The 25,568-nt window shown below is 41.0% G+C and carries 18 protein-coding genes; 3 read left to right on the forward strand and 15 right to left on the reverse strand.

The window, feature by feature from the left end:
• Positions 1-47 precede the first annotated feature (47 nt).
• From ABJK37_RS18645 to udk, 3 genes are read right to left on the reverse strand one after another with little or no spacing between them, the layout of a single operon-like run.
• Positions 48-887 carry a 2OG-Fe(II) oxygenase family protein gene (locus ABJK37_RS18645; RefSeq protein ID WP_348357047.1) on the reverse strand — a complete coding sequence of 280 codons (840 nt, stop codon included), beginning with the start codon at positions 885-887 and terminating at the stop codon, positions 48-50.
• A 27-nt stretch (positions 888-914) separates the two neighbouring features.
• A complete protein-coding gene (locus ABJK37_RS18650) occupies positions 915-2,123 on the reverse strand; it encodes a NupC/NupG family nucleoside CNT transporter (RefSeq protein ID WP_348357049.1) in 1,209 nt (402 codons plus the stop codon).
• 47 nt (positions 2,124-2,170) lie between these two features.
• A complete protein-coding gene (udk, locus tag ABJK37_RS18655; RefSeq protein ID WP_348357051.1) occupies positions 2,171-2,794 on the reverse strand; it encodes a uridine kinase in 624 nt (207 codons plus the stop codon).
• Positions 2,795-3,151: 357 nt separating this feature from the next.
• Here udk and ABJK37_RS18660 point away from each other — a divergent pair, with 357 nt between their 5' ends.
• Positions 3,152-6,262 (forward strand): TonB-dependent receptor, encoded by a 3,111-nt coding sequence (locus ABJK37_RS18660; protein ID WP_348357053.1) that lies wholly within the window; start codon positions 3,152-3,154, stop codon positions 6,260-6,262.
• A gap of 115 nt (positions 6,263-6,377) precedes the next feature.
• Positions 6,378-7,505, forward strand: coding sequence for an endonuclease/exonuclease/phosphatase family protein (locus ABJK37_RS18665; protein WP_348357055.1), 1,128 nt, complete (start codon positions 6,378-6,380; stop codon positions 7,503-7,505).
• A 221-nt stretch (positions 7,506-7,726) separates the two neighbouring features.
• On the opposite strand, the gene ABJK37_RS18670 is transcribed toward ABJK37_RS18665, so the two are convergent.
• Together ABJK37_RS18670 and gltB are read right to left on the reverse strand one after the other, a co-directional pair.
• On the reverse strand, positions 7,727-9,142 hold the full coding sequence (locus ABJK37_RS18670) for an FAD-dependent oxidoreductase (protein ID WP_348357057.1): 1,416 nt from the start codon (positions 9,140-9,142) through the stop codon (positions 7,727-7,729).
• Positions 9,143-9,151: 9 nt separating this feature from the next.
• Positions 9,152-13,618: a glutamate synthase large subunit gene (gene gltB / locus ABJK37_RS18675; RefSeq protein WP_348357059.1), complete on the reverse strand. Its 4,467-nt coding sequence runs from the start codon at positions 13,616-13,618 to the stop codon at positions 9,152-9,154.
• Between the two features lie 546 nt (positions 13,619-14,164).
• Between gltB and arcB the strand changes: the two genes are divergently transcribed.
• Positions 14,165-16,510 carry an aerobic respiration two-component sensor histidine kinase ArcB gene (gene arcB / locus ABJK37_RS18680; RefSeq protein WP_348357061.1) on the forward strand — a complete coding sequence of 782 codons (2,346 nt, stop codon included), beginning with the start codon at positions 14,165-14,167 and terminating at the stop codon, positions 16,508-16,510.
• Positions 16,511-16,612: 102 nt separating this feature from the next.
• On the opposite strand, the gene ABJK37_RS18685 is transcribed toward arcB, so the two are convergent.
• From ABJK37_RS18685 to ABJK37_RS18730, 10 genes are all read right to left on the reverse strand, one after another.
• Positions 16,613-17,164, reverse strand: coding sequence for a hypothetical protein (locus tag ABJK37_RS18685; protein ID WP_348357063.1), 552 nt, complete (start codon positions 17,162-17,164; stop codon positions 16,613-16,615).
• Between the two features lie 25 nt (positions 17,165-17,189).
• Positions 17,190-18,491 carry a lipase family protein gene (locus tag ABJK37_RS18690; RefSeq protein WP_348357065.1) on the reverse strand — a complete coding sequence of 434 codons (1,302 nt, stop codon included), beginning with the start codon at positions 18,489-18,491 and terminating at the stop codon, positions 17,190-17,192.
• A 46-nt stretch (positions 18,492-18,537) separates the two neighbouring features.
• Positions 18,538-19,443, reverse strand: coding sequence for a hypothetical protein (locus ABJK37_RS18695; RefSeq protein WP_348357067.1), 906 nt, complete (start codon positions 19,441-19,443; stop codon positions 18,538-18,540).
• Between the two features lie 170 nt (positions 19,444-19,613).
• On the reverse strand, positions 19,614-20,492 hold the full coding sequence (locus ABJK37_RS18700; RefSeq protein WP_348357069.1) for a DMT family transporter: 879 nt from the start codon (positions 20,490-20,492) through the stop codon (positions 19,614-19,616).
• A gap of 1 nt (position 20,493) precedes the next feature.
• Positions 20,494-21,849 (reverse strand): magnesium transporter, encoded by a 1,356-nt coding sequence (mgtE, locus tag ABJK37_RS18705; RefSeq protein ID WP_348357071.1) that lies wholly within the window; start codon positions 21,847-21,849, stop codon positions 20,494-20,496.
• Between the two features lie 226 nt (positions 21,850-22,075).
• Positions 22,076-22,351 carry an HPr family phosphocarrier protein gene (locus tag ABJK37_RS18710; protein ID WP_348357073.1) on the reverse strand — a complete coding sequence of 92 codons (276 nt, stop codon included), beginning with the start codon at positions 22,349-22,351 and terminating at the stop codon, positions 22,076-22,078.
• Positions 22,352-22,369: 18 nt separating this feature from the next.
• A complete protein-coding gene (gene rapZ / locus ABJK37_RS18715) occupies positions 22,370-23,215 on the reverse strand; it encodes an RNase adapter RapZ (RefSeq protein WP_348357075.1) in 846 nt (281 codons plus the stop codon).
• Complete coding sequence (ptsN, locus tag ABJK37_RS18720; protein WP_348357077.1) at positions 23,216-23,659, reverse strand: PTS IIA-like nitrogen regulatory protein PtsN; 444 nt, start codon at positions 23,657-23,659, stop codon at positions 23,216-23,218.
• A gap of 34 nt (positions 23,660-23,693) precedes the next feature.
• On the reverse strand, positions 23,694-23,981 hold the full coding sequence (hpf, locus tag ABJK37_RS18725; protein WP_215926940.1) for a ribosome hibernation promoting factor: 288 nt from the start codon (positions 23,979-23,981) through the stop codon (positions 23,694-23,696).
• Positions 23,982-24,006: 25 nt separating this feature from the next.
• The gene (locus ABJK37_RS18730; RefSeq protein WP_348357080.1) at positions 24,007-25,500 is read right to left on the reverse strand and encodes an RNA polymerase factor sigma-54; all 1,494 of its coding nucleotides are present in this window, start codon (positions 25,498-25,500) and stop codon (positions 24,007-24,009) included.
• Positions 25,501-25,568: the final 68 nt, after the last annotated feature.

The raw sequence follows: 25,568 nt of genomic DNA on the forward strand, positions 1-25,568 counted from the left end.
CGGCGACTTTTTACGAGGCGATAGTGATAAACTTGTGTCGTCTACGTTTAGGCTACGCCTAACTCTTCAAGACGTTCTTTTAAGTAACTCTTGGCTGTGTATCTATCCGACAACACTACCTCTGGGTTGGGGTGCAAAAACAAAGGTAAAGAAACGCGCGCCTTTGTTTGATCGCTTCCTTGAGGGTTTACCACTCTGTGAGTGGTGGATGGGAAGTAACCACCAGAGGCTTCTTGCAGCATATCGCCAATATTGACAATTAAGTTGCCGAAATCACAAGGTACGTCAATCCAAGAATCCCCGGTACCTTTTACTTGCAATCCAGGTTCGTTGGCAGAAGGTAGGATAGTTAGTAAATTTATGTCTTCGTGAGCAGCTGCTCGTATTGCGTCTGGTTCTTCAGAACCGTTTAGCGGTGGGTAATGCAAAATACGTAATAGCGTTTGTTCGCTATTAGTTACCATACTCGAAAGAGACTGGGTATACTTATCAGACACCTCTTTAGGAGAGTATTTCTCTACCCATGATAGCAACTCAGCCGCTAATGTATTGGTGTCTCGATAATAATCAGCGACTTCTTGTTTTAACGCTTCAGGACAACGCCCCCATGGGTAAAAGTGGAAGTATTCTTTGATGTCTTTTTTCTTAAACCCTTTTGCGGTTTCAGATATTTCAGTAGAAAAAAATCCATCATGGGTATCTTTATTAAATGCATATTGATTTTTTTCTTCGCTATTAAAAAAAGCTTCCCAGCGTTGATATATACTCGTTACTCTGTCTTGGCTAATAGGGTGATTCTTTAATACGCCAAAGCCAGTTTGATGCAAAGACTCTACAAAAAGTTTATCTGCATTGGGCGCTTTATAATCGACTGCTACTAATTCCATAATTTTTCTCTCAAAATAAATATATATTTAAAGGCTAAGGTAAAACCCTGCCAATGCGGCACTCATTAAGTTCGCCAAAGTGGCGGCGAGTACCGTTTTTAAACCCAGTTGGGCAATTTCTTTGCGCCTAGTAGGCGCCATTGCACCTATGCCACCCATCAATATGGCAATTGACGAAAAGTTTGCAAATCCACACAAAGAAAAAATAACGATGGCTTGAGTTATAGGGGAAAGCTCAGCCTGATACTTAAGGAAATCTAGATAGGCGACAAATTCATTCACCACCATTTTTTGTCCGATAAAACTTCCCGCAATATTCGCTTCATCCCATGGCACACCTAACGTCCACGCTATGGGTTGGAAAAGATAACCCAAAATCACCTGAAAACTTAAATCTTCCGAACCAAATAGTCCTCCGCCCCAGCCTATTAATCCGTTAAGTAAAGCGATTAAACCAATAAACGCTAGTAACATTGCGCCCACATTTAATGCCAAATGCAAACCACTTGCTGCGCCACTAGCCGCAGCGTCAAACACATTAGCGTATTCGTTATCTTGCTCTTCTTTCGCCGTTAACTCATCTTTCACTTTTTCTGTTTCTGGAATAATAATTTTTGCCATTAATAAACCGCCGGGAGCGGCCATAAAACTAGCGGCCAGTAAATACTTAATTTCTACGCCCATACCTGCATACCCAGCCATAACTGAACCCGCAATAGAGGCTAACCCACCTACCATTACAGCAAAAAGCTCTGAGCGGGTTAAGTTGGGGATATAGGGTCTAATGACTAATGGCGCTTCGGTTTGACCTACAAAAATATTCGCCGCTGCAGACATGGACTCTGGGCGACTGGTTTTTAAGAAAAATTGTAAAAAACCACCTATTACTCGAATAATGACATTCATAACTTTTAGATGGTACAGAACAGTGATTAGTGACGAGAAAAATACGATGACTGGCAATACGTTAAAGGCAAAAATGAATCCCATCGACTTATTACCCAAGGGTCCAAAAATAAAATTAATACCATCTTGGCTATAACTAATAATGTTTTCAACATAGCCTGTTAAAGCCAGTAAAAACTGTATGCCAGGTGGAAAATATAATACTAAGGCGCCTACTCCTGCTTGGATTGCAAAGGCTCCACCTACCGTGCGCCAATTAATCGCTTTTTTATGAGCTGAAAACACAAAGGCAATCAGCAGCATTAAAGCAACGCCAATAAGACTAACCATACTTTTTCCTTCTTTTTATTATTATCTGAGCTGCGAAAAACTGATAGTTATAACAAGCTCTGTTGAATATGAGATTTAATAACATCTAAAGCAATTCGATTTTTTCCACCTTGGGTAACAATTACGTCTGCGGTGAATCGACTCGGTGCGATAAATTGATGATACATAGGTTTGACCGTTGTTTGGTATTGGTGTGCCACTGACTCAAAGGTTCTACCTCGCTCTGCAATATCCCTTTTCATTCTGCGTAATAAACAAATATCTAAAGGGGTATCAACAAATATTTTGATATCAAACAAGGGCTGCAGTGCGTCATTTGCTAAAAGCATGATGCCTTCGATGATAATTACAGGCGCTGAATTGAGTGTCTCAGTTTCTGCTAGGCGTGTGTGGGTCTTGTAGCAGTAATGAGGATATTCAATTGATTGCCAATTTTTTAACGCTTGTAGATGTTTGACTAGTAACTCGTGCTCGAAGGCTTTGGGGTGATCGTAATTGTTTTTTTCACGATCAGCCATAGGCAAATGGTCTTGAGAACGATAGTAATGATCTTCTCGGAGGATTTGCACCGTTTTACCCTCTTCCGAAAACTCTTTTAATAAATTCTCAGTAAACAAGGACTTACCAGAACCAGATGCGCCTGAAATGGCAATAACTAAAGGGGTAGACATATCAAACAGCTTCACAAAGAAAATAATTGGTACGAAAGATACCAGCGAACTTGATAAAAGTCAGTTCACAATGTACATTTTTCTACTTGACCCGTTGGTCAGGTTTGTAAGTTTAATGTTAAAGTATGTTGCGAACTTGTGTAGTTTGACGGAGATATGTGACAGTTTCATAAAATTATACCAATACTGTTACGACTGTAATAAAAGTGTCATAATCATTCTGTTAAACTTAGAGTTAACGTAATGAGAAATCGGTTTAAATCGATCGACCAAGCCATCAGCATTGACTCATGGCGTTCAGTACAGATAACTGTTCGGACTAAATGTTCAGAACGCATAAAACTTAGGAAACACATAATGTTTAAAAAAATAAAACTCAATCGCATCGCGATGGCAGTGACACTAGCCGTAGGCATGTCAGGTGCTGCGATGGCACAAGAAACGTCATCAGGTATTTCAGGTAAAATAACAGGCCCACAAGGTAATGCTGCGCCCGGAACCGTTATTACTATTACACACGTCCCTTCAGGAACCGTTAAAACCACAGTGGTTAACGACTCTGGCCAGTTTTCGGCTAAAGGTTTACGTGTTGGCGGTCCATATACAGTAAAAGTTGATTCTAACAAGTTTCAAGATCGAACTGTAGAAGACGTATTCTTAAACTTAGGTGAAGCCTTTAACCTAAGTCTTGCCCTTGAAAATGATCAAAATATCGAAAGTATTGTGGTAACTGCTTCCGCAGTCAGTACTTCAGCATTTGGTGGAACGGGTCCTTCAGCTAACTTTAACTTAGCCGATTTAGAAAATGCGCCATCGATCAATCGTGATATTAACGATGTTATCCGCGCCGATCCACGTATTTATATCGATGAAAGTTTTAATGATGCGGTTCAATGTGCCGGTGCAAGCCCTCGTTACAATAGCTTAACGCTTGATGGTGTGCGCATGAACGATAACTTTGGCTTGAACAGCAATGGTTACCCAACTGAACGTATGCCATTCTCTTTTGACGCTATCGAGCAAGTTGCTGTTGAGCTAGCGCCTTTTGATGTTCAATATGGTGGTTTCACCGCTTGTAACATTAATGCTGTTACCAAGTCTGGTACTAATGAAGTTCACGGTAGTGCTTTTTACGACTTTACTAGCGACTCTTTCAAAGGCGATTCAGTAGAAGGCGAAGAGCAAGATAACGGTAATTACACCGAAAAACGTTACGGTGTAAACGTTGGTTTCCCACTGATTAAAGATACACTTTTCTTCTTTGGTTCTTACGAAAAAGTTGAAGGTGTTCAATTGTTTGGATATGACGCATTAGGTCGTATCACTCAAGATGAAGTCGATCAAGTGACTGAAATTGCGCAACGTGTATATGATTATGATGTAGGTGGTCTACCAGGTAGTGCACCAACAGAAGATGAAAAAATCTTAATTAAATTGGATTGGAACATCAATGACCAACACCGTGCATCACTTATGTACAACTGGAATGATGGTTTTAGTCTAAGTCAATCAGACACAGGTTCAAGCCGTTTATCTTTGTCTAACCATTTCTACGAGCGTGGCGCAGAGTTAACCAACACTGTTGTTTCTATCTATTCAGATTGGACAGACAACTTCAGTACTGAATTACGTATTGGTCAATCTGAACTACTTAATCGCCAGAATTCACTAGATGCAGCCTCAGGGTTTGCTGAAGCGCAAATCAATACAGATGGTGGCACAATCTACATTGGTCCAGATGATTCTCGTCAATCTAACCAACTAAATTATGATACAGATACATTCAAATTAGCAGCGACTTACTATTTAGATGATCACAAAATCACTGGTGGTATCGAATACGAAAAATTAGACGTATTTAACTTGTTTATGCAGCATACAGTGGGTGAGTATCGTTTTAACTCTATCGCTGATTTTGAAGCGGGTGCAGTTGACCGTATTTACTACAACAACTCTGCGGGTACTAATAACCCTGCAGACGCTGGCGCTTCGTTTGCTAACACTACTACTACTATTTATGTTCAGGACGATTTTGATTTAACTGATGATATCCAGCTAATGGTAGGTTTGCGTTATGACAAATTCAGCACTGACGATACTCCAACATTAAACGTTAACTTCCAAGAGCGTTATGGTTTTGCTAATACAGGTACTGTAGACGGCTTATCTTTGGTTCAGCCTCGAGTCGGTTTTAACTGGTCTGTTGCTGAAAACCTAGAAATTCGTGGTGGTGTAGGCCGTTACTCTGGTGGTAACCCTAACGTTTGGATTTCAAACTCCTATTCGAATGACGGTGTAACTAACATTGGGGTGCGTGAAGGGGAAATTGAAAACTTTGATACTTTGTTTACTACTCAATTAACCGGAGCTGGTCGCCCAATCTACGACATACCACAAGCCATGTATGATGCGGTTGCTAATACCTCTATTACTTCAGGTGATGGTGGCGTGAATGCAACTGATCCAAACTTCAAAATGCCGTATGAGTGGAAATATGCAGTAGGTGGTACTTACGTTACTGACAATGATTACGTGATATCTGCTGACCTAATGTACAGTAAGAAAAAAGACTCTCCTATTCTTCAAGACTTAGCATTGTCTGATGTTGGTGTAGATGCACCAGATGGTCGTCCTATTCTTGCGTCAAATGGTCGCTTTGACGGTTACGATTTGATGTTAACTAACGTTAAAGGTTCAGGTGGTGATTCTAAAGTTCTTTCTTTAGCGGTAAGCAAAGAATATGACTCAGGTTTAGATGCGTCTTTAGCTTACGCATTTACGCGTGCTACTGATGTTAGTCCGATGACTAGCTCTACTGCTGGCTCTAACTTTGGTAATGTTGCAACGTCAAACGTTAACAACCCTGGTCTATTTACCTCTGATTATGAAACTCGTCACCGTTTCACAATGAGCTTGAGCTATAAGCATGAGTTTATCGACGGTCATGACACCCGTTTTAGCTTGTTTGGTACTGCAAACGAAGGTAAGCCAATTTCTTATACCTTCTCAAATTCTTCAAGCATGTTCCGTGATTCAAACGACTACAGAAGTTTGATTTATGTACCTGAAGAAAATGATGCAAATGTTGTTTATGCAGATGGCTTTGACCTTGAAGGCTTCAACAAGTTGATCGACGATGAAGGCCTAACTCGTGGTGCTATCATGGATCGTAACTCTACTTCTGCCGATTGGTGGATTAAGTTTGACGTGCGAGTTGAGCAAGAGCTTCCTTCGTTCTTTGAAGGTCATAAAGCCAGTGCGTTCTTCGTTATCGAAAACTTGGGTAACCTACTAAACGATGATTGGGGTGTATTCCGTCAAGGTTCATTCGTTGGTGATGACGTAATTACAGCATCAATCAATGACCAAAACCAATATGTGTATGAAGCTTATAATGCTTCTGAGCAAGGTGTAAACCGTGGCGCTTCACTATGGGAAGTGCGTTTTGGTGTTAAATATAAGTTCTAAGCTGTAACTTAGACGAGCTAAAAGCCGACTACTTGTAGTCGGCTTTTTTATTGGCACTCTCACCTATGGTTGAACTATGTATAAAATATTGATGAGTTTTTTTATGGTATTCAGCATGACTTCAAATAGCCAAAATGTTCGAGTTGCGACTTTTAATGTCAGTATGGACGGCACTAATTATGTCGAGCAAGGGCAAGTGCCCATTGGTAATGAATTGTCGAAAAACTTGCTGAGTGGCGAGCATAAACAAATCAAAAATATTGCTGAAATTATCCAGCGAATTAAGCCTGATATCATTCTTTTAAATGAATTTGATTATTCAAATCAGCCGCAAACAGATGTCGGGAACTTTATAAAGCAATATCTAAAGGATTATCAACAAAGTAATCAGCCAATTGACTATCCGTATTTTTACAGTGGCGCTGTTAATACTGGGGTCGACTCAGGTATGGATTTAGATAAAGATGGTATTGCGTCAGGGACTCAAGGTGATGCATTTGGATTTGGCTTTTATCCTGGTCATTATGGCATGTTAGTTCTCAGTAAGTACCCCATTGAACAACACAAAATCCGAACCTTTCAACATTTCCTTTGGAAAGATATGCCCAATAGTCTATTGCCTACGATTAAAGAAACAAATGGTGAGCCTTACTATAGTCATGCGACTCAGCAAATATTACGTTTGTCTTCTAAGTCGCATTGGGATATCCCAATTAAAATTGGTGACGGTATTATTCATTTGTTAGCCAGTCATCCGACACCTCCGGTGTTTGATGGACCTGAAAATCGCAACGGCAAACGGAATCATGACGAAATTCGCTTCTGGAATGATTATCTATCGGGTAAGCAACGCTCGGCATATATTTATGATGACCAAGGAAACGCAGGTGGTTTTCAAGGAAAACACTTCGTTATCGCAGGGGACTTAAATGCGTCTCCAGATGAAGGAGACGGATTAAAAGACGGGATTAGAGGACTACTTACCCACCCTTTGATTAACGACATTTTAGTGCCTAAAAGTGAAGCGGGTAGTATCCATAGTCCCAACAATAAATTTGGTGCACAACATACTGCTGAATGGGCTATGCGAGCTGATTATGTATTGCCTTCTAATTCACTTGAAACCAAAAAAAGTGGAGTATTTTGGCCGAAAAAAGACGATCCTCTGTACCGTTTAATCAAAGATCGCAAAAGCTCTTCAGACCATCGATTGGTGTGGGTAGATATTACTGTTACTAAATAAACAAATCTTCACCACAGAGGGCGCAGAGAACACAGAGGAAAAGCATAATATAGTGAGTTTTTAATTGTGTATCTTTTCTCTGTGTAGCGAAGCGCTCGGCGCTCTATGTTCTCAGTGGTTCAGATTTTTTTACTTTTTTGCATAAGATCAAAAAAGGGGCGTGAGCCCCTTTTTCAGTTTACCTTATGTCTTTAGCTTCTTACGCTTACATAGCTAGTAGCTTAAACGCCAAGATAATCTAATATGCCTTCTGCAGCGCAGCGACCTTCATCAATGGCTGTGACAACTAAGTCCGAACCACGAACCATGTCTCCACCAGAGAAGATCTTAGGGTTAGAGGTCTGGAAAGCGTACTTGCCATGTTTAGGTGCACGTACTCTGCCTTTTTCGTCTAACACTATGCCATAGTCAGCAAACCAACTAGCAGGACTTGGTTGGAAGCCAAAGGCAATGATTACCGCATCGGCTTCAAGCACATGTTCTGAGCCTTCAACTACAACAGGTCGACGGCGACCTTCGGCGTCTGGCTCTCCCATTTCAGTTTTAAGCATTTTTACACCTATGGCTTTACCATTGTCATCAACAGCAACATCAAGAGGCATAAGGTTAAATTTGAAGTTGACCCCTTCTTCACGGGCATTCACGACTTCGCGGCGCGAACCAGGCATACTTTCTTCATCACGACGATAGGCACAGGTGACTTGTGTTGCGCCTTGACGTATTGCAGTACGCACACAGTCCATGGTTGTATCACCACCACCTAGTACCACCACTTTTTTGCCTTTCATATCGACAAAATCGGACGCTGATTTTTCCAGTCCTAGTTGACGATTAACATTCGCAATTAGATAAGGTAGGGCCTCATAAACACCCGGAGCTTTTTCATTATCAAAACCACCTTGCATGGGTTTGTACGTACCCATACCAAGGAATACTGCATCGTAACCGTCCAATAGTTCTTGGAAAGGTTTGTCCTTACCAATTTCGGTATTTAGGACAAATTCGATACCCATTTCGCTGAATATTTCATGACGTAGTGCCATTACATCTTTTTCTAATTTGAAAGAGGGGATACCGAAAGTTAACAATCCGCCGATTTTTTCGTATTTATCAAACACTACTGGTGTAACACCATTGCGCACTAAAATATCTGCGCAACCTAACCCTGCTGGGCCTGCACCAATGATGGCCACCTTCTTCTTGGTCTTAACGACCTTGGACATATCCGGTCGCCAGCCTTGTTTAAAGGCGGTGTCGGTAATGTATTTTTCAATACTACCTATGGTAACCGCACCAAAATCATCATTTAAGGTACAGGCACCTTCACACAATCTGTCTTGTGGGCAAACACGTCCACATACTTCTGGAAGTGTGTTGGTTTTGCTGGATAATTCAGCCGCCTCAAAGATGCGTCCTTCGTTAGCTAAACTTAACCATTGTGGAATGAAATTATGCACTGGGCATTTCCATTCACAATAAGGGTTACCGCAGTCAAGACAGCGGTCAGCTTGACCCGCTACTTGGGTATCACTCATTGGCTGATAAATTTCAGCGAATTCTTCACGTCTGATGATAGAGGGCTTTTTAGGTGGATCTATTCGCTCTACATCAACAAATTGGTATACATTTTTAGACATGATACCCCCTTATTGCACTTGAACACGTAATTCGGCTGTAGACCGACTTATGTGACCGAGTAAATTTTTAACGTCACTGGTTTTAGGCTTAACCAGTCTGAACTTCGGCAAATACTCTGCAAAGTTACTTAAGATATCATGTGCATGCTCACTGCCGGTTTCCTCATAATGTTGGTTAATTAGACCACGCAGATGCTCCATCAAAATCGCTTTATCTTCGATGGACATGAGTTCGACTAACTCACCGTTAACCCTTTGCTCAATATCATCCTGTTCGTCTAATATATACGCAAAACCACCAGTCATACCTGCGCCAAAGTTAACACCTGTGCGCCCAAGAACTGCCACTATGCCACCAGTCATGTATTCACAACCATTGTCACCTATGCCTTCTACAACAGCTATGGCGCCAGAGTTACGCACCGCAAATCGTTCACCTGCTATGCCTGCGGCAAACAATTTACCACCTGTTGCACCGTACAAGCAGGTATTACCAGCGATGACACTTTCATTTGACTTAAAGCTAACACCTCTTGGAGGATGAATAACTAACTTACCATCAGTCATCCCTTTACCCACATAATCGTTGGCATCGCCGACTAAGGTCATTTCTAAACCGCCGGCATTCCACACACCAAAACTTTGACCGGCTGTACCGGTAAAATTCAATTTAATTGGATGTTCGTCCATGCCTTTATTGCCGTGGTGCTGCGCAATTAAGCCAGAAATAATAGCGCCAACAGAACGATCAGTGTTGCGAATAGGGTAATGGAAAACTCCACCACTTTTATTTTTGACACTTTGCGTTAATTCAGCTAACAACAACTGGTTCAAGTCACCTTTATCAGCTGGTGCATTTGCCTCTTCACTGCAGAATAATTTAGTATGATCTCCTGCTTCTGGCTTGGCCAAAATAGGGCTAAGATCTAACTTATTTTGTTTAGACGATATACCGTTTAGGACGTCTAATAAATCTGTTCTACCAATTAAGTCATCTAATTTACGAACTCCCATAGACGCCATAATTTCACGGACTTCCTGAGCAATAAATTTAAAGTAATTCATCACCATGTCTGGTAACCCGATGAAATAATTATCGCGCAAATTTTCGTCTTGAGTAGCAATACCCGTAGCACAGTTATTAAGGTGGCATATACGTAAATATTTACATCCTAAAGCTACCATTGGTCCGGTTCCAAAACCAAAACTCTCAGCCCCCAAAATAGCTCCTTTGATTACATCTAGACCTGTTTTTAATCCGCCGTCGGTTTGTACTCTAACTTTATGACGCAACCCATTACTCACTAGCGCTTGTTGAGTTTCAGCTAAACCTAACTCCCAAGGACTTCCCGCGTATTTAACTGAAGTTAAAGGACTGGCACCTGTGCCTCCGTCATAACCTGAAATCGTAATTAAGTCCGCGTAGGCTTTTGCTACACCACAGGCTATGGTCCCTACACCCGGCTCTGATACTAATTTCACAGAAATAAGCGCGGTAGGGTTGACTTGTTTTAAATCAAAAATAAGTTGAGCCAGATCTTCTATCGAATAAATATCATGATGAGGCGGTGGTGATATTAAGGTTACGCCCGGTACCGAATGACGTAATTCAGCAATATATGCATTCACTTTGTCACCAGGTAATTGCCCACCTTCTCCTGGTTTCGCACCCTGAGCTACTTTTATTTGCAAAATTTTGGCATTCACCAAATAGTGAGGTGTTACACCGAAACGGCCAGAGGCAATTTGCTTAATGTTAGAGTTTCGTTCATTACCAAAACGTTTAGGATCTTCACCACCTTCACCAGAATTAGAATTTCCACCTAAACGATTCATCGCGATAGCCAAAGCTTCATGGGCTTCAGGGCTCAAGGCCCCAATGGACATGGCTGCCGTATCAAATCGAGGGAATAAGTTTTCAGCCGGTTCAACTTCGTCTATTGAAATGCCCTCCGCTGCTGGAGACAAGGCCAATAAATCTCGCAAACAGGCGACGGGTCGTTCATTCACTAAGGCACTAAACTTTTGATAATCTTGATAATTACCACTGACTACCGCTTTTTGTAGTGATGTAACAACGTCAGGGTTGTACGAATGATACTCGCCACCATGAACATATTTTAATAGTCCACCGTGGGCCAAATTTTTACGTTTTAACCAAGCAACACGGTTTAAATTAATTTGTTCTTGTTGGAAATCTTCAAAATCTGCACCTTGAATACGACTAGGTACACCTTTAAAACAGGTATCCATTACCGAATTGTTGATACCTATGGCCTCAAATAATTTTGAGCTACGATAACTGGCAATAGTAGAAATACCCATTTTCGACATGATCTTGTACAAACCTTTATTAATACCTTTGCGGTAATTAATCACGGCCTGCATCGGAGTCATATCTAAATTACCAGATTCGCACATTTGCTCAATAATTTCATAAGCAAGGAAAGGATAAATAGCTGTAGCACCTAAACCAAGTAATACTGCATAGTGATGAGGATCCCTAACAGAGGCAGTCTCAACTACTATGTTGGCATCACAGCGTAACCCTTTGTCTACTAAACGCTTTTGCACTGCTCCTACTGCCATAGCTGCAGGAATGGGAATGCGAGACGCTTTAATAGCGCGGTCCGATAAAATAACAAAAGCGGCACGTTTATGTGATACCAAGTGCTCCACTTCATTACATATACGATTGATGGCGGTTTTAAGTCCTTCATCTGGCGGGTAGTTGAGATCAACAAATTCTGCGTAATAGTGTTCGGGATCATAATTACGCAATTGTTTAAGATCGGTATAAACCATAATTGGTGAATCAAACAATACTCGGTCTGCGTAACCTGATGTTTCAGTGAACACTGATTTTTCACGGCCAATACAGGTAGCTAATGACATCACGTGATTTTCACGCAAAGGATCAATTGGTGGATTAGTTACCTGGGCAAACTGTTGACGGAAATAATCATAAACGGTTCTATTTTTACCTGAAAGCACAGCCATAGGGGTGTCATCACCCATAGAGCCTGTGGCCTCTTGGCCGTCTTTAGCCAACACTTTAACCACTTGTTCTATTTCTTCATAGCTGTAGTTAAATTGTTTGAAGTAAGTATTCATCATGTCGTCGTCAAACATTCGTTTGCCTATTTCAGGCGCATCACATTCTTCAATTGGTGTTAAACGACGAATACTTTTATCAAGCCATTCTTTATAGGGATGCCGTCCTTTTAAATCATCATCTATTTCATTTGAACGCCATAATTTACCTGTTTGGGTATCTATCGCTAACATTTCTCCAGGGGCAACGCGGCCTTTCTCGAGAACGTTTTCTGGAGCGTAGTCCCAAATGCCTACTTCTGAAGCCAAAGTAATTAAACCATCATTGGTTATTACATAACGCGCTGGGCGTAAGCCATTGCGGTCAAGGTTACAGGCTGCGTGCCTACCATTTGTTAACACAATACCGGCAGGACCGTCCCACGGTTCCATATGCATTGAGTTGAACTCATAAAAGGCTTTGAGGTCTTCATCCATGGTTTTGTTATTTTGATAGGCTGGTGGCACCAATAAGCGCATGGCGCGAAATAAATCCATGCCGCCAGCTAAAAATAATTCAAGCATGTTGTCTAGCGATGAAGAGTCAGAACCCACTTCGTTTACAAAAGGAGCAGCATCAGCCAAATCAGGTAACAATGGAGTTTTAAATTTACCTGTTCGAGCTTGCGCCCAATCTCGGTTACCCCGGATAGTATTGATTTCACCATTATGTGCTAAAAACCTAAAAGGCTGAGCTAGGGGCCATCTAGGTAAAGTATTCGTTGAAAAGCGTTGGTGAAATACACAAATAGCCGATTTCATGTTTTCGTCAGCTAAGTCTAAATAAAACTTTGGCAAGTCACCGGCCATGACTAGGCCTTTATACACAGTGACTAAACTAGATAAACTTGCAATGTAGAACTCTTCATCGTCAGCCAAACGTTTTTCAGCACGTCTACGTGCCATAAACAAACGGCGCTCTAAGTCTTGAGAACGCCATCCTGATGGCCCGTTAACAAATACTTGTTCGATTTGTGGGACGCAAGATGCTGCTAAGTCGCCTAAAATAGAATTGTCGGTAGGCACAACTCTCCAGCCCACAACCCCAAGGGTTTCTTTTTCGAGTTCTTCGGTGATAACCTGTTTTGCAGCATCAGCTAGGTCTTGGTTTTGATTAAGGAAAATGACCCCTACGGCGTACATTTTACTTAGTTTCCAGCTTTCCTGTTCAGCAATGCCTCGAAAAAAAGCATCGGGTTTTTGTAACAACAGTCCACAGCCATCGCCTGTTTTGCCATCTGCGGCAATGCCGCCACGATGTTGCATACGATCTAGGCCTTCAATAGCAGTGCTGACCAATTTATGACTTGGCTCGCCTTCAGTGTGGGCGATTAGACCAAAACCACAGTTATCCTTTGAATCATTAGGATGATATAAACTCATTAATGCAAACTCCTTCAACCTTCGACTGGGCAGGGTGTGTATATTGTTAGTACTAATCATACATCTATGAAACGAGTATGAATGTGAGGTGGCGTCATGCCCTGGTGCTTATTTTCCGGTCGTAATTATTATCGGGGATACCAGTCGAGTATCGAATATTTATACTAAGCAGGTTGTACAAAATACCGAGGATTATTTTATAAATCAATTCTCTTATATGCAGGATTTTGTATTTTTCATGCTTTACACTCTATTTGGTTCTAAAAATTCTTTTATTTCAAAGGTATAGCTGCGTATTGCAGCTTGGTTATAAGCTATAAAAAAAAGCTAAAAAACAACGGTGTTTGTTATCAAAAAGTTAAAATAATCGCTTTATTTCAAATGACAACTAGTCACACATTGAATTTATATTTAAAAAAAGTGCATAAATAGTTCATTTGGGCGTGATATATATACTTTAATACTTGGCTAAGTTTTGATCCTAGGAATATTCTTGCTAGCATGTCGCGAATCGGTTAAAACCACACAAGTTTGAGACCCTATAATATGACTAAAATGACCTCAGTTGAGCCATGGGCAATCCGTGTTGCACAGTTAATTAATCGCTTCGGGGCGGTAAAATCCAGTGTTCTATTTGTTATTTTGACTCTGATATTTACTTTCACTGGCACTTACTTTATGAGGCTTATTGTCAGTGATAGAGCTCACATTGAAGACTTTATTAGCGCTTTTATTCTGACGTTACTCAGTGCGCCTTGGGTGCTGTGGTTATTTAGTGAATTAGTCAAACAATTGGAAAATTCAAGAGAAAGCCTCAAAGATGCGGTAACCCAGTTAGAAAAACTACGAGAAGAAGATGAGTTACTGAATCGCACTTTGCAAAATAATATAAAACAGCTCAATCATGAGATTGAACAGCGCAAAAACGCACAATTGGAGCGAGAAAGTGTATTTACAGATTTAGAGCACGAAATCAAAGATAAGTCTGAAAAAGAAAAACAAGCATCGCAGTTATCTACATTATTGAGATCTATTATCGATGCGTCTCCCGACTTAATTTACTATCGTAATCAAGAGGGCCAGTTTGCAGGCTGCAACCGAGTTGCAGAACAAATGACAGGTAAAACCGAACAAGAATTAATTGGTTTAACACCACACCAAGTTTACGACGAAGAGCTCGCTCGCCAAGTTGTCGCGAGTGACCAAGATATCCTCGAAAACGATGTCAGTATCACTGAAGAATTATGGTTGCGCTTTGCTGACGGTCGCCGCCGTTACTTTGAAATGCGTAAGGTGCCATTTTTTAGCGCAGATGGAACTCGACTAGGCATACTCGCTTTCGGTCGTGATATTACAGAGCGCAAGCAAGCAGAAAACGTAGTAACGAAAGCCAGTAAAGATAAAACTGCGTTTATCGCGACTATTAGTCATGAATTACGCACCCCACTAAATGGCATAGTTGGCTTAAGCAGAATGTTGCGCGATACCAACTTAACCAGCGAGCAATTTGCTTGGGTTAGCACTATATACGCAAGCGGTATCACTTTAGGTAATATCTTTAATGATATTATTGATTTGGATCGTCTCGATAGAGACAGGCTTGAGTTATCCCTTAAGACCGTTTCTATAAACGACTTTACCAAAGAACTTGGCAGTATTATTGAGTTGTTAGCTGATGATAAAGAGCTGACCTTTGTTGCACATGTGCAAGAACCTCTACCGGCCTTAGTGGAAGTGGACGGGACCCGACTTCGACAAATTTTGTGGAATTTATTATTTAACGCCGTCAAGTTTACGCAAAAGGGCACGGTGTCTTTAGAAGTAAAAGCTGAAAGCATTGATGCCGAAACTTCTATGGTGACATTTAAGGTATGTGATACCGGCGTTGGCATACCACAGCAAGAATTAGACAAAATATTTGCAATGTATTATCAAGTCGATTTACCTGAACATCAAAGTGCCACTGGTACAGGGATTGGTCTCGCTATTTGTCAACAAATGGTGTCATTGATGAACGGGAAAATTAGTGTCAGTAGTGTTGAAGGCAAAGGCACTTGTTTTACGGTTGAGCTGCCGCTCGCTATTAGTAAAAATCCTATACAAGTTGAAACACTTAAAGTGACAGGCTTGCAGATTCTGTTAGTCGAAGATATTGAATTAAACGTGATGGTCGCTAAAGCTTTGTTGGAAAAGCTTGGACAGCATGTTGACGTAGCAATGACAGGTAACGAAGCCATTACTATGGCGAGAGACAAACAATATGATTTGATTCTATTAGACATTCAATTACCAGATATGAATGGATTTGAAGTCGCCAATGTTTTACATGAAGAGTCATTAGTAGAGCAAACCAGTATTGTGGCCTTAACAGCCAATGTGATTAAAACCCGTCAGGAATATCTTGATAATGGTATGGATGATGTCATAGCTAAGCCGGTTAAAAAGAGTCGAATTATCGAAGTGTTTAATAGCTTATTTTGTGAACAGCCAAGTGAGCCACACCAACCTGCACCAGAGCCTAAAAAAGACCAATTGAATACCATCCTTGACTTAGAATTACTGCAAATGTTAGTTGATACTATTGGCCATGAAATGGTGCGTACCAGTGTCAAAGTGTTTGAAGAAAAAATGCCCGAATACTTAGAGATATTGCAAATTAGTTTAAGTGCCGATGAAAAAGATGAGGTGTGTTCGCAAGCACATAAAATAAAAGGTGCGGCAGGCTCAGTAGGACTAGCCAGAGTCCAAAAAATTGCTAATGAAATTCAACAAGGCGATCACCCCGCCTGGTGGCAAAATGTGCATGATTGGGTCGAGCAATTAAATCAAGCTGCGGCACAAGATATGCAAAAATTAGTGAATTGGTTGAGTCAGCAAGATATTGATGATTAGCATTGCCTAGAAGCTAGAAGCTAGAAGCTAGAAGCTAGAAGCTAGGTGAATTAAAAACAGCACAGTTCATTTATTATGGCGTGTGCTGTCAGTATTATAAGGTTAAGTAAAATCTAATTGTCTTATGGCGATAAGCAAGTTATTAATGGCTTCAACATCATTGGCATATTGTTGTTGCCATAGCGTCATCTCTTCGCCAGTTAATTTTTTATCTATGGCAGGGAGTTCAGCGGGTAGTAAATTTAGCAGTGATTTAAATTCATTGTGATCAATTTGCGCATATGCTGCCTCAATACGTTCAGCTAACTGGTCTTCAAGTCCATAAACATTTGCCATGTAAGTTTCAATGTTAAACTCCTCTTGGGGGTCTGCTGCTTGAGGCTCAGCATCCCTGCTTAACTCCACAGTAGGAGCTTCTGGTTCAATGATAGGACTCTCGACATCAGAATCGTAAAAGTCTAAGCCTTCCATCGCCGCAAAATTTAGATCCTCTAAATTAGTATCGAGTTCTAGTTCGTTTGCAAGCTCAGTGTCATCAATAGGCTGCAAATCATCGAGCAAAGAATCCAAATCAGCGGGTAAACTGCGAAGTGCCAACTCAGTGAGGCAATTCGCATTGACGTACAAATAGTGAAATGTTTGTTTAGTAATCATTGTTTTGCGCTTATATGTTTATTGACTACAAATTGGACGCCGCTGATAAAGCCCATGCCGTTCCTAAACCTATGGTCATCGGAGTAATATTTCGGCTAATAAAAGCGAGTGAATTTGCCGCTAAAGTGCGCAGTGTTGACAACATTTTTGATAAAATTCTTTTTATAATACCAGCAGTAAAGTCAGAACCTTCTACGGCTTTAATGCCCGCCCAAACAGCCGCATGTTTAAGTAAAGTAAAGATTTTTTGACCCAATACTTTTAATTTATTGAGTCCTTTTAGTAATATTTCAGCCAACAAATCAACAGCTGTTAGTCCTAATATTAGTACTGAACTGATACTTTTTAACACATGACTAAACAGTTTAAATAATATCGATAAGGTTTTTGCTGAAGCATAAGCCACCCAGCCCGCATCATTAGTATCATGTAATAACCATCGCGAAATAAGCGCGTTATCATGATCTACTGCGTTCGAGGCTCTTCGCACCTGATCCCAGCCTAACAGCCCCACAGAATTAATATACTCTCGCATATCATGATTTGCGGTACTTAATAGCTTCCCGGTGGGTGACAACATTGTCATATTGTTGGGATCGTTAGGTCTTGGTTGCAAATGTATGTATGGGTATGGTGCAATCAATGAGATTGGATCAAGATCATGACTGACTCTATATATGTTGTCTACACCTATCGCCTGTTCTATGGATGAATAGGTATTTAAGCAACCTACTCTGGGACTACCAAAGGTATAGAGTTTTACGCCTTTTCGGGAAGACGCTATATCAGCCGCTATCAAAGTGGCTACTGCTCCGCCTAGACTATGGCCGACGCAGTGCACTACGTCTGCTTGTGAAATCAAAGTGGTGTCTCTTTTGAGACTAGTTTGTATACTATCAAAGGTGCGTTTAAACCCTTTATGCACGGCACCAAAACTGCCAAAAGGCGCCGCGGCTGCGCGCAAATCAGTAATAATGTCTGGCGCTCCACTCATCTCAGGGCGGGTACCACGACTGGCTATTACAAGGTGTTTTTTACCGGCTGCTTGGTAGGTTAAGGTGTAACCAAAACCCGAACTGGTACCAAAACCAGTAGTCGCAGTATGCACATTGCCTAATTTTGAAGACGCCATCGCGGTAGATTGCAATGACGTATTAGCATGGCCTCCTGTTCCAGCGTTCCCAGAACCAATCACTCGGTTGTGGATGTTTGCTCTGGATTCAACTCCTGCAGTGGGTTCGTTGTTTATCCAGTCTTTTAAGGTGAAGTAGCTATTTGTCGCGATATGTGCCGCTTCTTTGGGGGTAAGGGTGTCAGCAATGGGCATTTCAAACTCCGTTTGAGCGAGTAAGCAATAACTTTACGTCGCTGCGTTAATTGATTAAAACCTTTGACAGATCTAATGACCAATAAAATGTCTTTGGATCTTTGTTATTACGATTGTCTATTGTGTGTAAAAGCAGCTTTTTATCAACAACTTGCCACTGTTCGATATTACCGTCGTCAATACTCAGTTTGAGAACTTCGATGCCTTGAGGGTAGTGATCCGAGAACAGGACAATATTGTTAAAATAATTGTGATAAATCTCAGCAGACTTTCGTTTTGTCTCGCTGTAGTAAAGTAAAATTGACTCGCCACTTTTTAGGTCTTTCTTTTCAAAGTATTTATCTAAATTTTGGGCATTTGATTCTGCTTCTGAAAAAAGACTAAATTGTTTACTCACCACGTCGTAAAGATAAAGCGCGATTTTTGAACGAGGGTCGTAATAATTGACCGCCACCAGTAATTGCTGCTGTGGTAAACAAGCCAAATCAACCACGCTATAGTTTATCCAGTTATTAGATGCAGTGCTGAGTTGGTTCGTAGGTACTTTTCTAAGGGGGCTAAGGGAGTGCATTGAATCGAGCTCCCAAACATCGAAACGGGCGTTTTTTTGGTCATTGACCAGCGCCACAGGAGAGGATGATTCACATATAAAGGCAGCTTGCGCCGTTTCTATGTAACCGTCACTCTTGGTGAGAGTGATTAACGCATCTCCTTGTACCTTTGCTTTTATCGCACTTGTGGTTTGACTTTCGGTTTGATTAGAGTCAAAAGGTGGGCTAGTTAATTCAGTTAATTTGGAGTCTAACGAAGCATGCACAATAGTGGCTGTAGCTTTGTCTTTAGAAAAAAAGGAAAACATATCAAAGCTCCATGCATTTGCAGTATTTAAAATAAGCATACCGGCAATTAAGGTCAGAAGAAACACTATCAAATTTGATGATCGTTTAATCACGATTGCCCCTCCTTAAGAAACCTGACTATCATTCTAGACATAATTGATCGTCTTGTTTGAATTTCAATCCACTTAAACTAGAACGATAAACTATCATCACTTTTCATACAAAGCTATTTTGTAAATTTTACTACTTGTCTAAATTATTCATGGTAGTGACTGACTATTGGCTAGGTAACCTTTTTTATTGCGCGGTTACTTTTAGCAAGAATCACCAGCAATATGCCACCTAAAATGACTATTGCGGATATTGCTAGGTGCAATTCAACAGGTTCACTTACTAAAACTATTCCTCCCAAAGCTGCCCAAATTGGCACTGATAGTTGGGATACTGCGGCAATACTGGGTTTTAATTTGGGTAAAACCTGATACCAAAGGGTGTAGCCCACTCCAGAGGCTAACGCCCCTGAAGCAACAGTGTAGAACAGTCCCTGGGTACTAATATTCATATCAAAATAAAAATACGAATAAACCAAACCAATGATGGCTATAGGAGTAAGCCGAATAAAGTTACTGGCGGTATCGTATAATGGCTTAGTTGACCTTGCGCCTATTAAGCTATACATACCCCAGGCCATTCCCGACAGAATCATTAACAAACAACCCATCATGCTTGGCTTTTCAAGTTCTGGAAACACAAAATAAACAAATCCAACTAATGACAGCAATATACCAATAGTTTCTTGCAACCCCATTTTATTACCAGCTAACCAGCCCTTAAAGAGCATGGTGAATTGAACCGCAGCGAATAATATTAGCGCTCCAGTTGCAGTGCTTAAAGAGATATACGCATAAGAAAAACCCGCAGCGTAAATAAATAAAAATAAAGCCCCAGCGTGGCTGCCATAGTGGTGTATTTTGCCAATAACTGATTTGTCTCTGACTATAATAATGATGGCTAAAATGAGTGACGCACTGAGTAAACGAATTGCCGTGAAATCTGCGGGGTTAACTTGCTCTGCATTTAACGCTAAACGGCATAAAACAGAATTGGCTGCAAAGGCAATTAAAGCAAAGAGGGTGAGGACAATAAGACCGGTAGGACTCATACTACATTAACAACCATGTAGCCGAGCCCAAAAATGCAAATATTCCCACCACGTCGGTAATGGTTGTTAAAATAACACTACCAGCAAGGGCAGGATCAATTTTTAATTTTTTCATTATAATCGGTAAACTGGCTCCAGCGAGCCCTGCTGCAATCATATTGATCATCATTGCAAACGCAATCACCGCGCCTAACATTAAGTCTTGTTTCCACAAGGCAATGACAGACGCAATCAATATCGACCATATCACTCCATTTAAAAATCCAATGGCAAGTTCTTTGCTAACCAACCATCTAGCGTTAGCCGAATTAACGTGGCCCAATGCCATCCCGCGTATAACTAAGGTAAGGGTTTGATTGCCTGCCACGCCCCCCATGCTAGGTACAATGGTATTGAGAATAGCCAACACTGCTAGCTGACTTAAGGTTGCTTCGAATAAGTCACTGACGGCTGCTGCCATAAGGGCTGTTACTAGATTTACTCCCAACCATATTGAGCGACGTTGGGTACTTTTGACTACAGGGGCGAAAGTATCTTCTTCATCGTCCAAACCGGCCATACTCATCATTGAGTGTTCCGCATCTTCGCGAATAATGTCCACCACATCATCAATGGTTATACGGCCTAATAATTTGTTGTTTTCATCTACTACTGGTGCTGATAGCCAGTTATAACGTTCAAATTGACTCGCTACTTCATTATCCATCATGGCCGCGGGAATGGCTTCAGAGTTCTTAATTAGCGACTCGATTGGGGTGTCAGCTGCAGCGGTAATCAGCCGCGTGAGTGCGACACCACCCATTAGTTTGTCATCACGATCCACTACATATAAGGTATCTGTATGCTCTGGCATATCGCCTTTAAGACGCAGATATCTCAAGATTACATCTACATTAATGCCTGGCCGAAGTGTAATGGCATCGGTATTCATGATAAAACCCGCGGTTTCATCACCGTAAGATAATCCTAGCTCAGCCCGCGCCCTATCTTGCTCGTCCATGGCAGCTAATAAATCTTGTGACACCTCTTGTGGTAAACCATGAAGAGTATCAACAAGGTTATCGGTGTCCATTTCTTCTAATGCATCAGCAACCTTATCAGGTAGCATTGTTCTGATAATGCCATTACGTACATCATCAGAAAGCTCTTCAAGCACATCACTGTATAGATCGGGTGGAATAAGTTGCCAAATATCCAAGCGATTGCGGCTGCGGCTCGACTCCAAAAGCAAAGCAAGATCACCAGGTTGCAACTGATGCAGCATCTCTTTGGCGAGCTCTGTTTGACCACTACCTAAGGCTTCATTGATATCATGAAGTTGGTTGTGACTGCTTTTGGCTTCGAAGGTATGTGGCATGATTTAGATAAAATTACTCAATTGAATAAAATAGGGTGTTGTTAGATATTTTTATTAGGATGCTAGTTTAATCTATGCTTACTAGTTGATCAGCACATATTTTACATTAGAGTGGGAAATATACTTGGCAATAAAAGTAAAAAGATCTATCCGTATACACAGGGTAAAGAGATAGTCGTGTAGGCTAAAAGAACAAAGAGTCTCTTTATGCGGTTAAACTAAATAGCTATTCTTCTTCGTTAAACTTAGTCGCGATTAGTGTCTCTACTGCATCTAACGCTGCCTTTGCATCTTTGCCTGCACTGACTATTCTGACTTCTTTACCTTGATGACTTTCAAGCATCATTAATCCCAGAACACTATTTGCTGATGCTTGTTTATCACCTTGATGTAAAGTGATCTCGGCTTCAAATTTATTGGTTAACTGCACAAGTTGAGTCGCGGCCCGTGCGTGTAAACCTAACTTGTTAACAATCACAACTGTTCTTTCGAAACTAGGCATAAGATTTCTGTACTCTTATTAACGATTTAGCTCACGATGTCGAATTTGCACATCTGGATGTGAATCAGTAAAGGTCTTTGCCAACGTTTCGGTTACGTAAACCGAGCGATGTTGACCTCCGGTGCAACCTATAGCGATGGTCACATAACTACGATTATTACGCTCTAAGTGAGGTAACCAAGTGGAAATTAGGTTTTGGATTTGCCAAATAAATTTAGTCACTATAGGTTGTGAGCCTAGGAATATCTGCACTGGCGCGTCTAAACCTGTTAAGTGTTTCAGGTCAGGTTCCCAGTGAGGGTTTGGTAAAAATCGACCATCAAAAACATAATCTGCATCTTTGGGGATACCGTGTTTAAATCCGAATGATTCAAATACCAATACTAACCTTGAACTCTTTTTACCTAAAATACGTTCTCGAACTAATTCTGCTAGTTGATGAACTGATAACTGATCGGTATCTAAGTAAAGATCGGCTCGTTCTGCAATAGGTGCCAGCAGTTCACTTTCTGAGCGGATTGCTCCCGCCAAAGATTTATTTTGCTTTGACAACGGATGTAAGCGTCTAGTTTCACTAAATCGTTTGATTAATACGTCATCGCTCGCATCTAAATAGAGTATGGTCATATTCCAGGTTGAGGGGAGATAATCCAATATTTCTACTAATTCATTAGGGTTCTTGGGTAAATTGCGGACGTCGATACTCACCGCAACTTGATCATATTCATCGACAACAGTGTGGGTTAATGTAGGTAAAAGATTGACGGGGATGTTATCTACACAATAATAACCAAGATCTTCAAGGGAACGCAGCACTATTGATTTACCTGAGCCGGAACGTCCACTAATTATGATGAGTTTCATTTAATCCAGCGCCTCAAATAATTCTTCATTTGTTTTAGCATGGCGCATACGACTTAATGTTTCTTTATTATTCAGTTTGGTTGCTATGGCTGCCAAAGTACCTAAATGTTCGGACGCTTTATTTTCGGGTACTAAAATGGCAAAAAATACATCAACTGGCGCATTATCTATGGCGTCATAATCGATTGGCTTTTCGGTAGTGACTACAATCGCAATAACATTTTCCAGATCTTTTAGGCGACCATGTGGTAACGCGATGCCATTACCTATACCTGTACTACCCATTTTTTCTCTACAGGTTAGGCTAGACAAAATAGTCGCTTGATCAATATCTATTAAGTATTGATTAGCAATTTGGCTGATGAGTTCAAGAACTCGCTTTTTGCTGCTTCCCTGAACTGCACACAAAGTGCAGTCAGGGTGTAGAATATTTTTAATTTCCATTATGGATTCTAATTGTAGTTAACCGTTACTGCGATTAATGGCGCTTAATTTTTTCCTTATGCTTAATCACTTGTCGGTCAAGTTTATCGATTAAAGCATCTATTGCTGCGTACATATCTGAATGCTCAGATGTTGCAAACACCTCTGTTCCACTGAGGTGCAATGTGGCTTCAGCTTTTTGGTTTAGCTTCTCCACGTTTAAGATCACATAGACGTTGTTTATATGATCATAATGTCTTTCTAGTTTGGTAAATTTGTTGTCGACGTAGTCTCTTAAAGAATCTGTAATATCTACATGATGACCGGTAAGGTTAATTTGCATATCGCCTATTCCTTCTTCAATTAGCCTAAAGTAGGCTCTTACGTTGGTTTGACGGTGGGATCATTAATGATTCCCGGTATTTTGCTATTGTTCGCCGCGCCACCATAATACCTTGGTCGGCCAACAATTGTGCAATCTTGCTGTCACTCAAAGGTTTACTGGGTTTCTCTGCTGCCACTAATTTCTTAATCAATGCTCTTATAGCCGTTGATGAGCATTCTCCGCCAACATCTGTGGCGACGTGACTAGAGAAAAAGTATTTCAGTTCAAAAATGCCTCTTGGAGTATGCATATATTTTTGAGTGGTAACTCTTGAAATAGTGGACTCGTGCATATCTACCATTTCTGCCACATCGTTTAGCACCATAGGTCTCATCATTTCAGGACCATGTTCAAAAAAGCCCATTTGTTGCTGCACTATACAATTAGACACTTTTAATAGGGTTTCGTTGCGACTTTCTACACTTTTAATAAACCACTTAGCCTCTTGTAAATGAGAGCGAATAAATTGGCTATCTGAAGAGCTCTTAACACTTTTGCTCATCGCCGCATATTGTTGATTTACATTAAGTTTAGGCAAGCTGTCAGGATTGAGTTCTACTGTCCAACGGCCGTTTTTCTTCGCTACAGAGACATCTGGGATCACGTACTCAGATTCTCCGGTTACTATGGCAGTGCCTGGTCTAGGATTAAGTGTTTGCAATAAACGCATCGCTTCTCGCAACTCTTCTTCCTTAAGACGAGTTTTACGCATAAGCGTTCGGTAATCTTTGCTTCCTATAAGGTCGCAGTAATCAGTAATTAACATTTTGGCTTCTTCTAACCAAGGAGTATCGGGGCCAAACTGTTGTAGTTGTATCAGTAAACACTCTTGTGCACTGCGGGCGCCTGAGCCGACAGGATCAAACATCTGAATTCGCTTGAGTACTACCGCTACTTCGTCTAGTTCAATATCTTCATCATCCATACTAGCTAGTACTTCTTCGATGCTGATTGTCAAATAACCTGCTTCATCGATAGAGTCGATAATCGCAATGGCTATTGCGATATCAGTGTCGCTAAAATGGGTTAATCGCATTTGCCATAACAAATGATCTTGGATGTTATCGGTGGTTTCGCCTTGAAAAACTTGGTCGTCATCACCCGCTGAACCAGCACTACTCATAGAGGCCGGGGCCGATGAAGTATTCAAGTATTCATCCCAAGTGCTGTCCAAAGGTAAGTCTTCTGGGATGTCATTATTTTGCAGAGCATCACCGCTTTCGACACTATCGACGCTGACTTCTACTTGTTCGCTTGCACTATCGTTACTATCAGCGCTGTGATTGGTTTCAAGTGCTTTTTCCCCGCTAGTACTATCGTTTTGCTCTTCTACCTCTAATAAAGGATTAGAATCTAACGCTTCTTGGATCTCCGTTTGTAAATCCAAAGTAGATAGCTGCAACAGCTTTATTGCTTGTTGCAGTTGCGGTGTCATTGTAAGTTGTTGGCTAAATCTTAACTGTAAAGAGGGTTTCATTTACTTCTTATGTCTAATCTGTTGTTGTTATCAGCCGAGTTAAACTATTCATTTTAGAAATTACAGCT

Source organism: Paraglaciecola sp. (assembly GCF_039964565.1).
Lineage (GTDB): Bacteria > Pseudomonadota > Gammaproteobacteria > Enterobacterales > Alteromonadaceae > Paraglaciecola.

Bases quoted from the DNA above. Each gene is read 5' to 3' on its own strand.
- ABJK37_RS18645 (WP_348357047.1), bottom strand. From the start codon at position 887: ATGGAATTAGTAGCAGTCGATTATAAAGCGCCCAATGCAGATAAACTT.
- ABJK37_RS18650 (WP_348357049.1), bottom strand. From the start codon at position 2,123: ATGGTTAGTCTTATTGGCGTTGCTTTAATGCTGCTGATTGCCTTTGTG.
- udk (WP_348357051.1), bottom strand. From the start codon at position 2,794: ATGTCTACCCCTTTAGTTATTGCCATTTCAGGCGCATCTGGTTCTGGT.
- ABJK37_RS18660 (WP_348357053.1), top strand. From the start codon at position 3,152: ATGTTTAAAAAAATAAAACTCAATCGCATCGCGATGGCAGTGACACTA.
- ABJK37_RS18665 (WP_348357055.1), top strand. From the start codon at position 6,378: ATGACTTCAAATAGCCAAAATGTTCGAGTTGCGACTTTTAATGTCAGT.
- ABJK37_RS18670 (WP_348357057.1), bottom strand. From the start codon at position 9,142: ATGTCTAAAAATGTATACCAATTTGTTGATGTAGAGCGAATAGATCCA.
- gltB (WP_348357059.1), bottom strand. From the start codon at position 13,618: ATGAGTTTATATCATCCTAATGATTCAAAGGATAACTGTGGTTTTGGT.
- arcB (WP_348357061.1), top strand. From the start codon at position 14,165: ATGACTAAAATGACCTCAGTTGAGCCATGGGCAATCCGTGTTGCACAG.
- ABJK37_RS18685 (WP_348357063.1), bottom strand. From the start codon at position 17,164: ATGATTACTAAACAAACATTTCACTATTTGTACGTCAATGCGAATTGC.
- ABJK37_RS18690 (WP_348357065.1), bottom strand. From the start codon at position 18,491: ATGCCCATTGCTGACACCCTTACCCCCAAAGAAGCGGCACATATCGCG.
- ABJK37_RS18700 (WP_348357069.1), bottom strand. From the start codon at position 20,492: ATGAGTCCTACCGGTCTTATTGTCCTCACCCTCTTTGCTTTAATTGCC.
- mgtE (WP_348357071.1), bottom strand. From the start codon at position 21,849: ATGCCACATACCTTCGAAGCCAAAAGCAGTCACAACCAACTTCATGAT.
- ABJK37_RS18710 (WP_348357073.1), bottom strand. From the start codon at position 22,351: ATGCCTAGTTTCGAAAGAACAGTTGTGATTGTTAACAAGTTAGGTTTA.
- rapZ (WP_348357075.1), bottom strand. From the start codon at position 23,215: ATGAAACTCATCATAATTAGTGGACGTTCCGGCTCAGGTAAATCAATA.
- ptsN (WP_348357077.1), bottom strand. From the start codon at position 23,659: ATGGAAATTAAAAATATTCTACACCCTGACTGCACTTTGTGTGCAGTT.
- hpf (WP_215926940.1), bottom strand. From the start codon at position 23,981: ATGCAAATTAACCTTACCGGTCATCATGTAGATATTACAGATTCTTTA.
- ABJK37_RS18730 (WP_348357080.1), bottom strand. From the start codon at position 25,500: ATGAAACCCTCTTTACAGTTAAGATTTAGCCAACAACTTACAATGACA.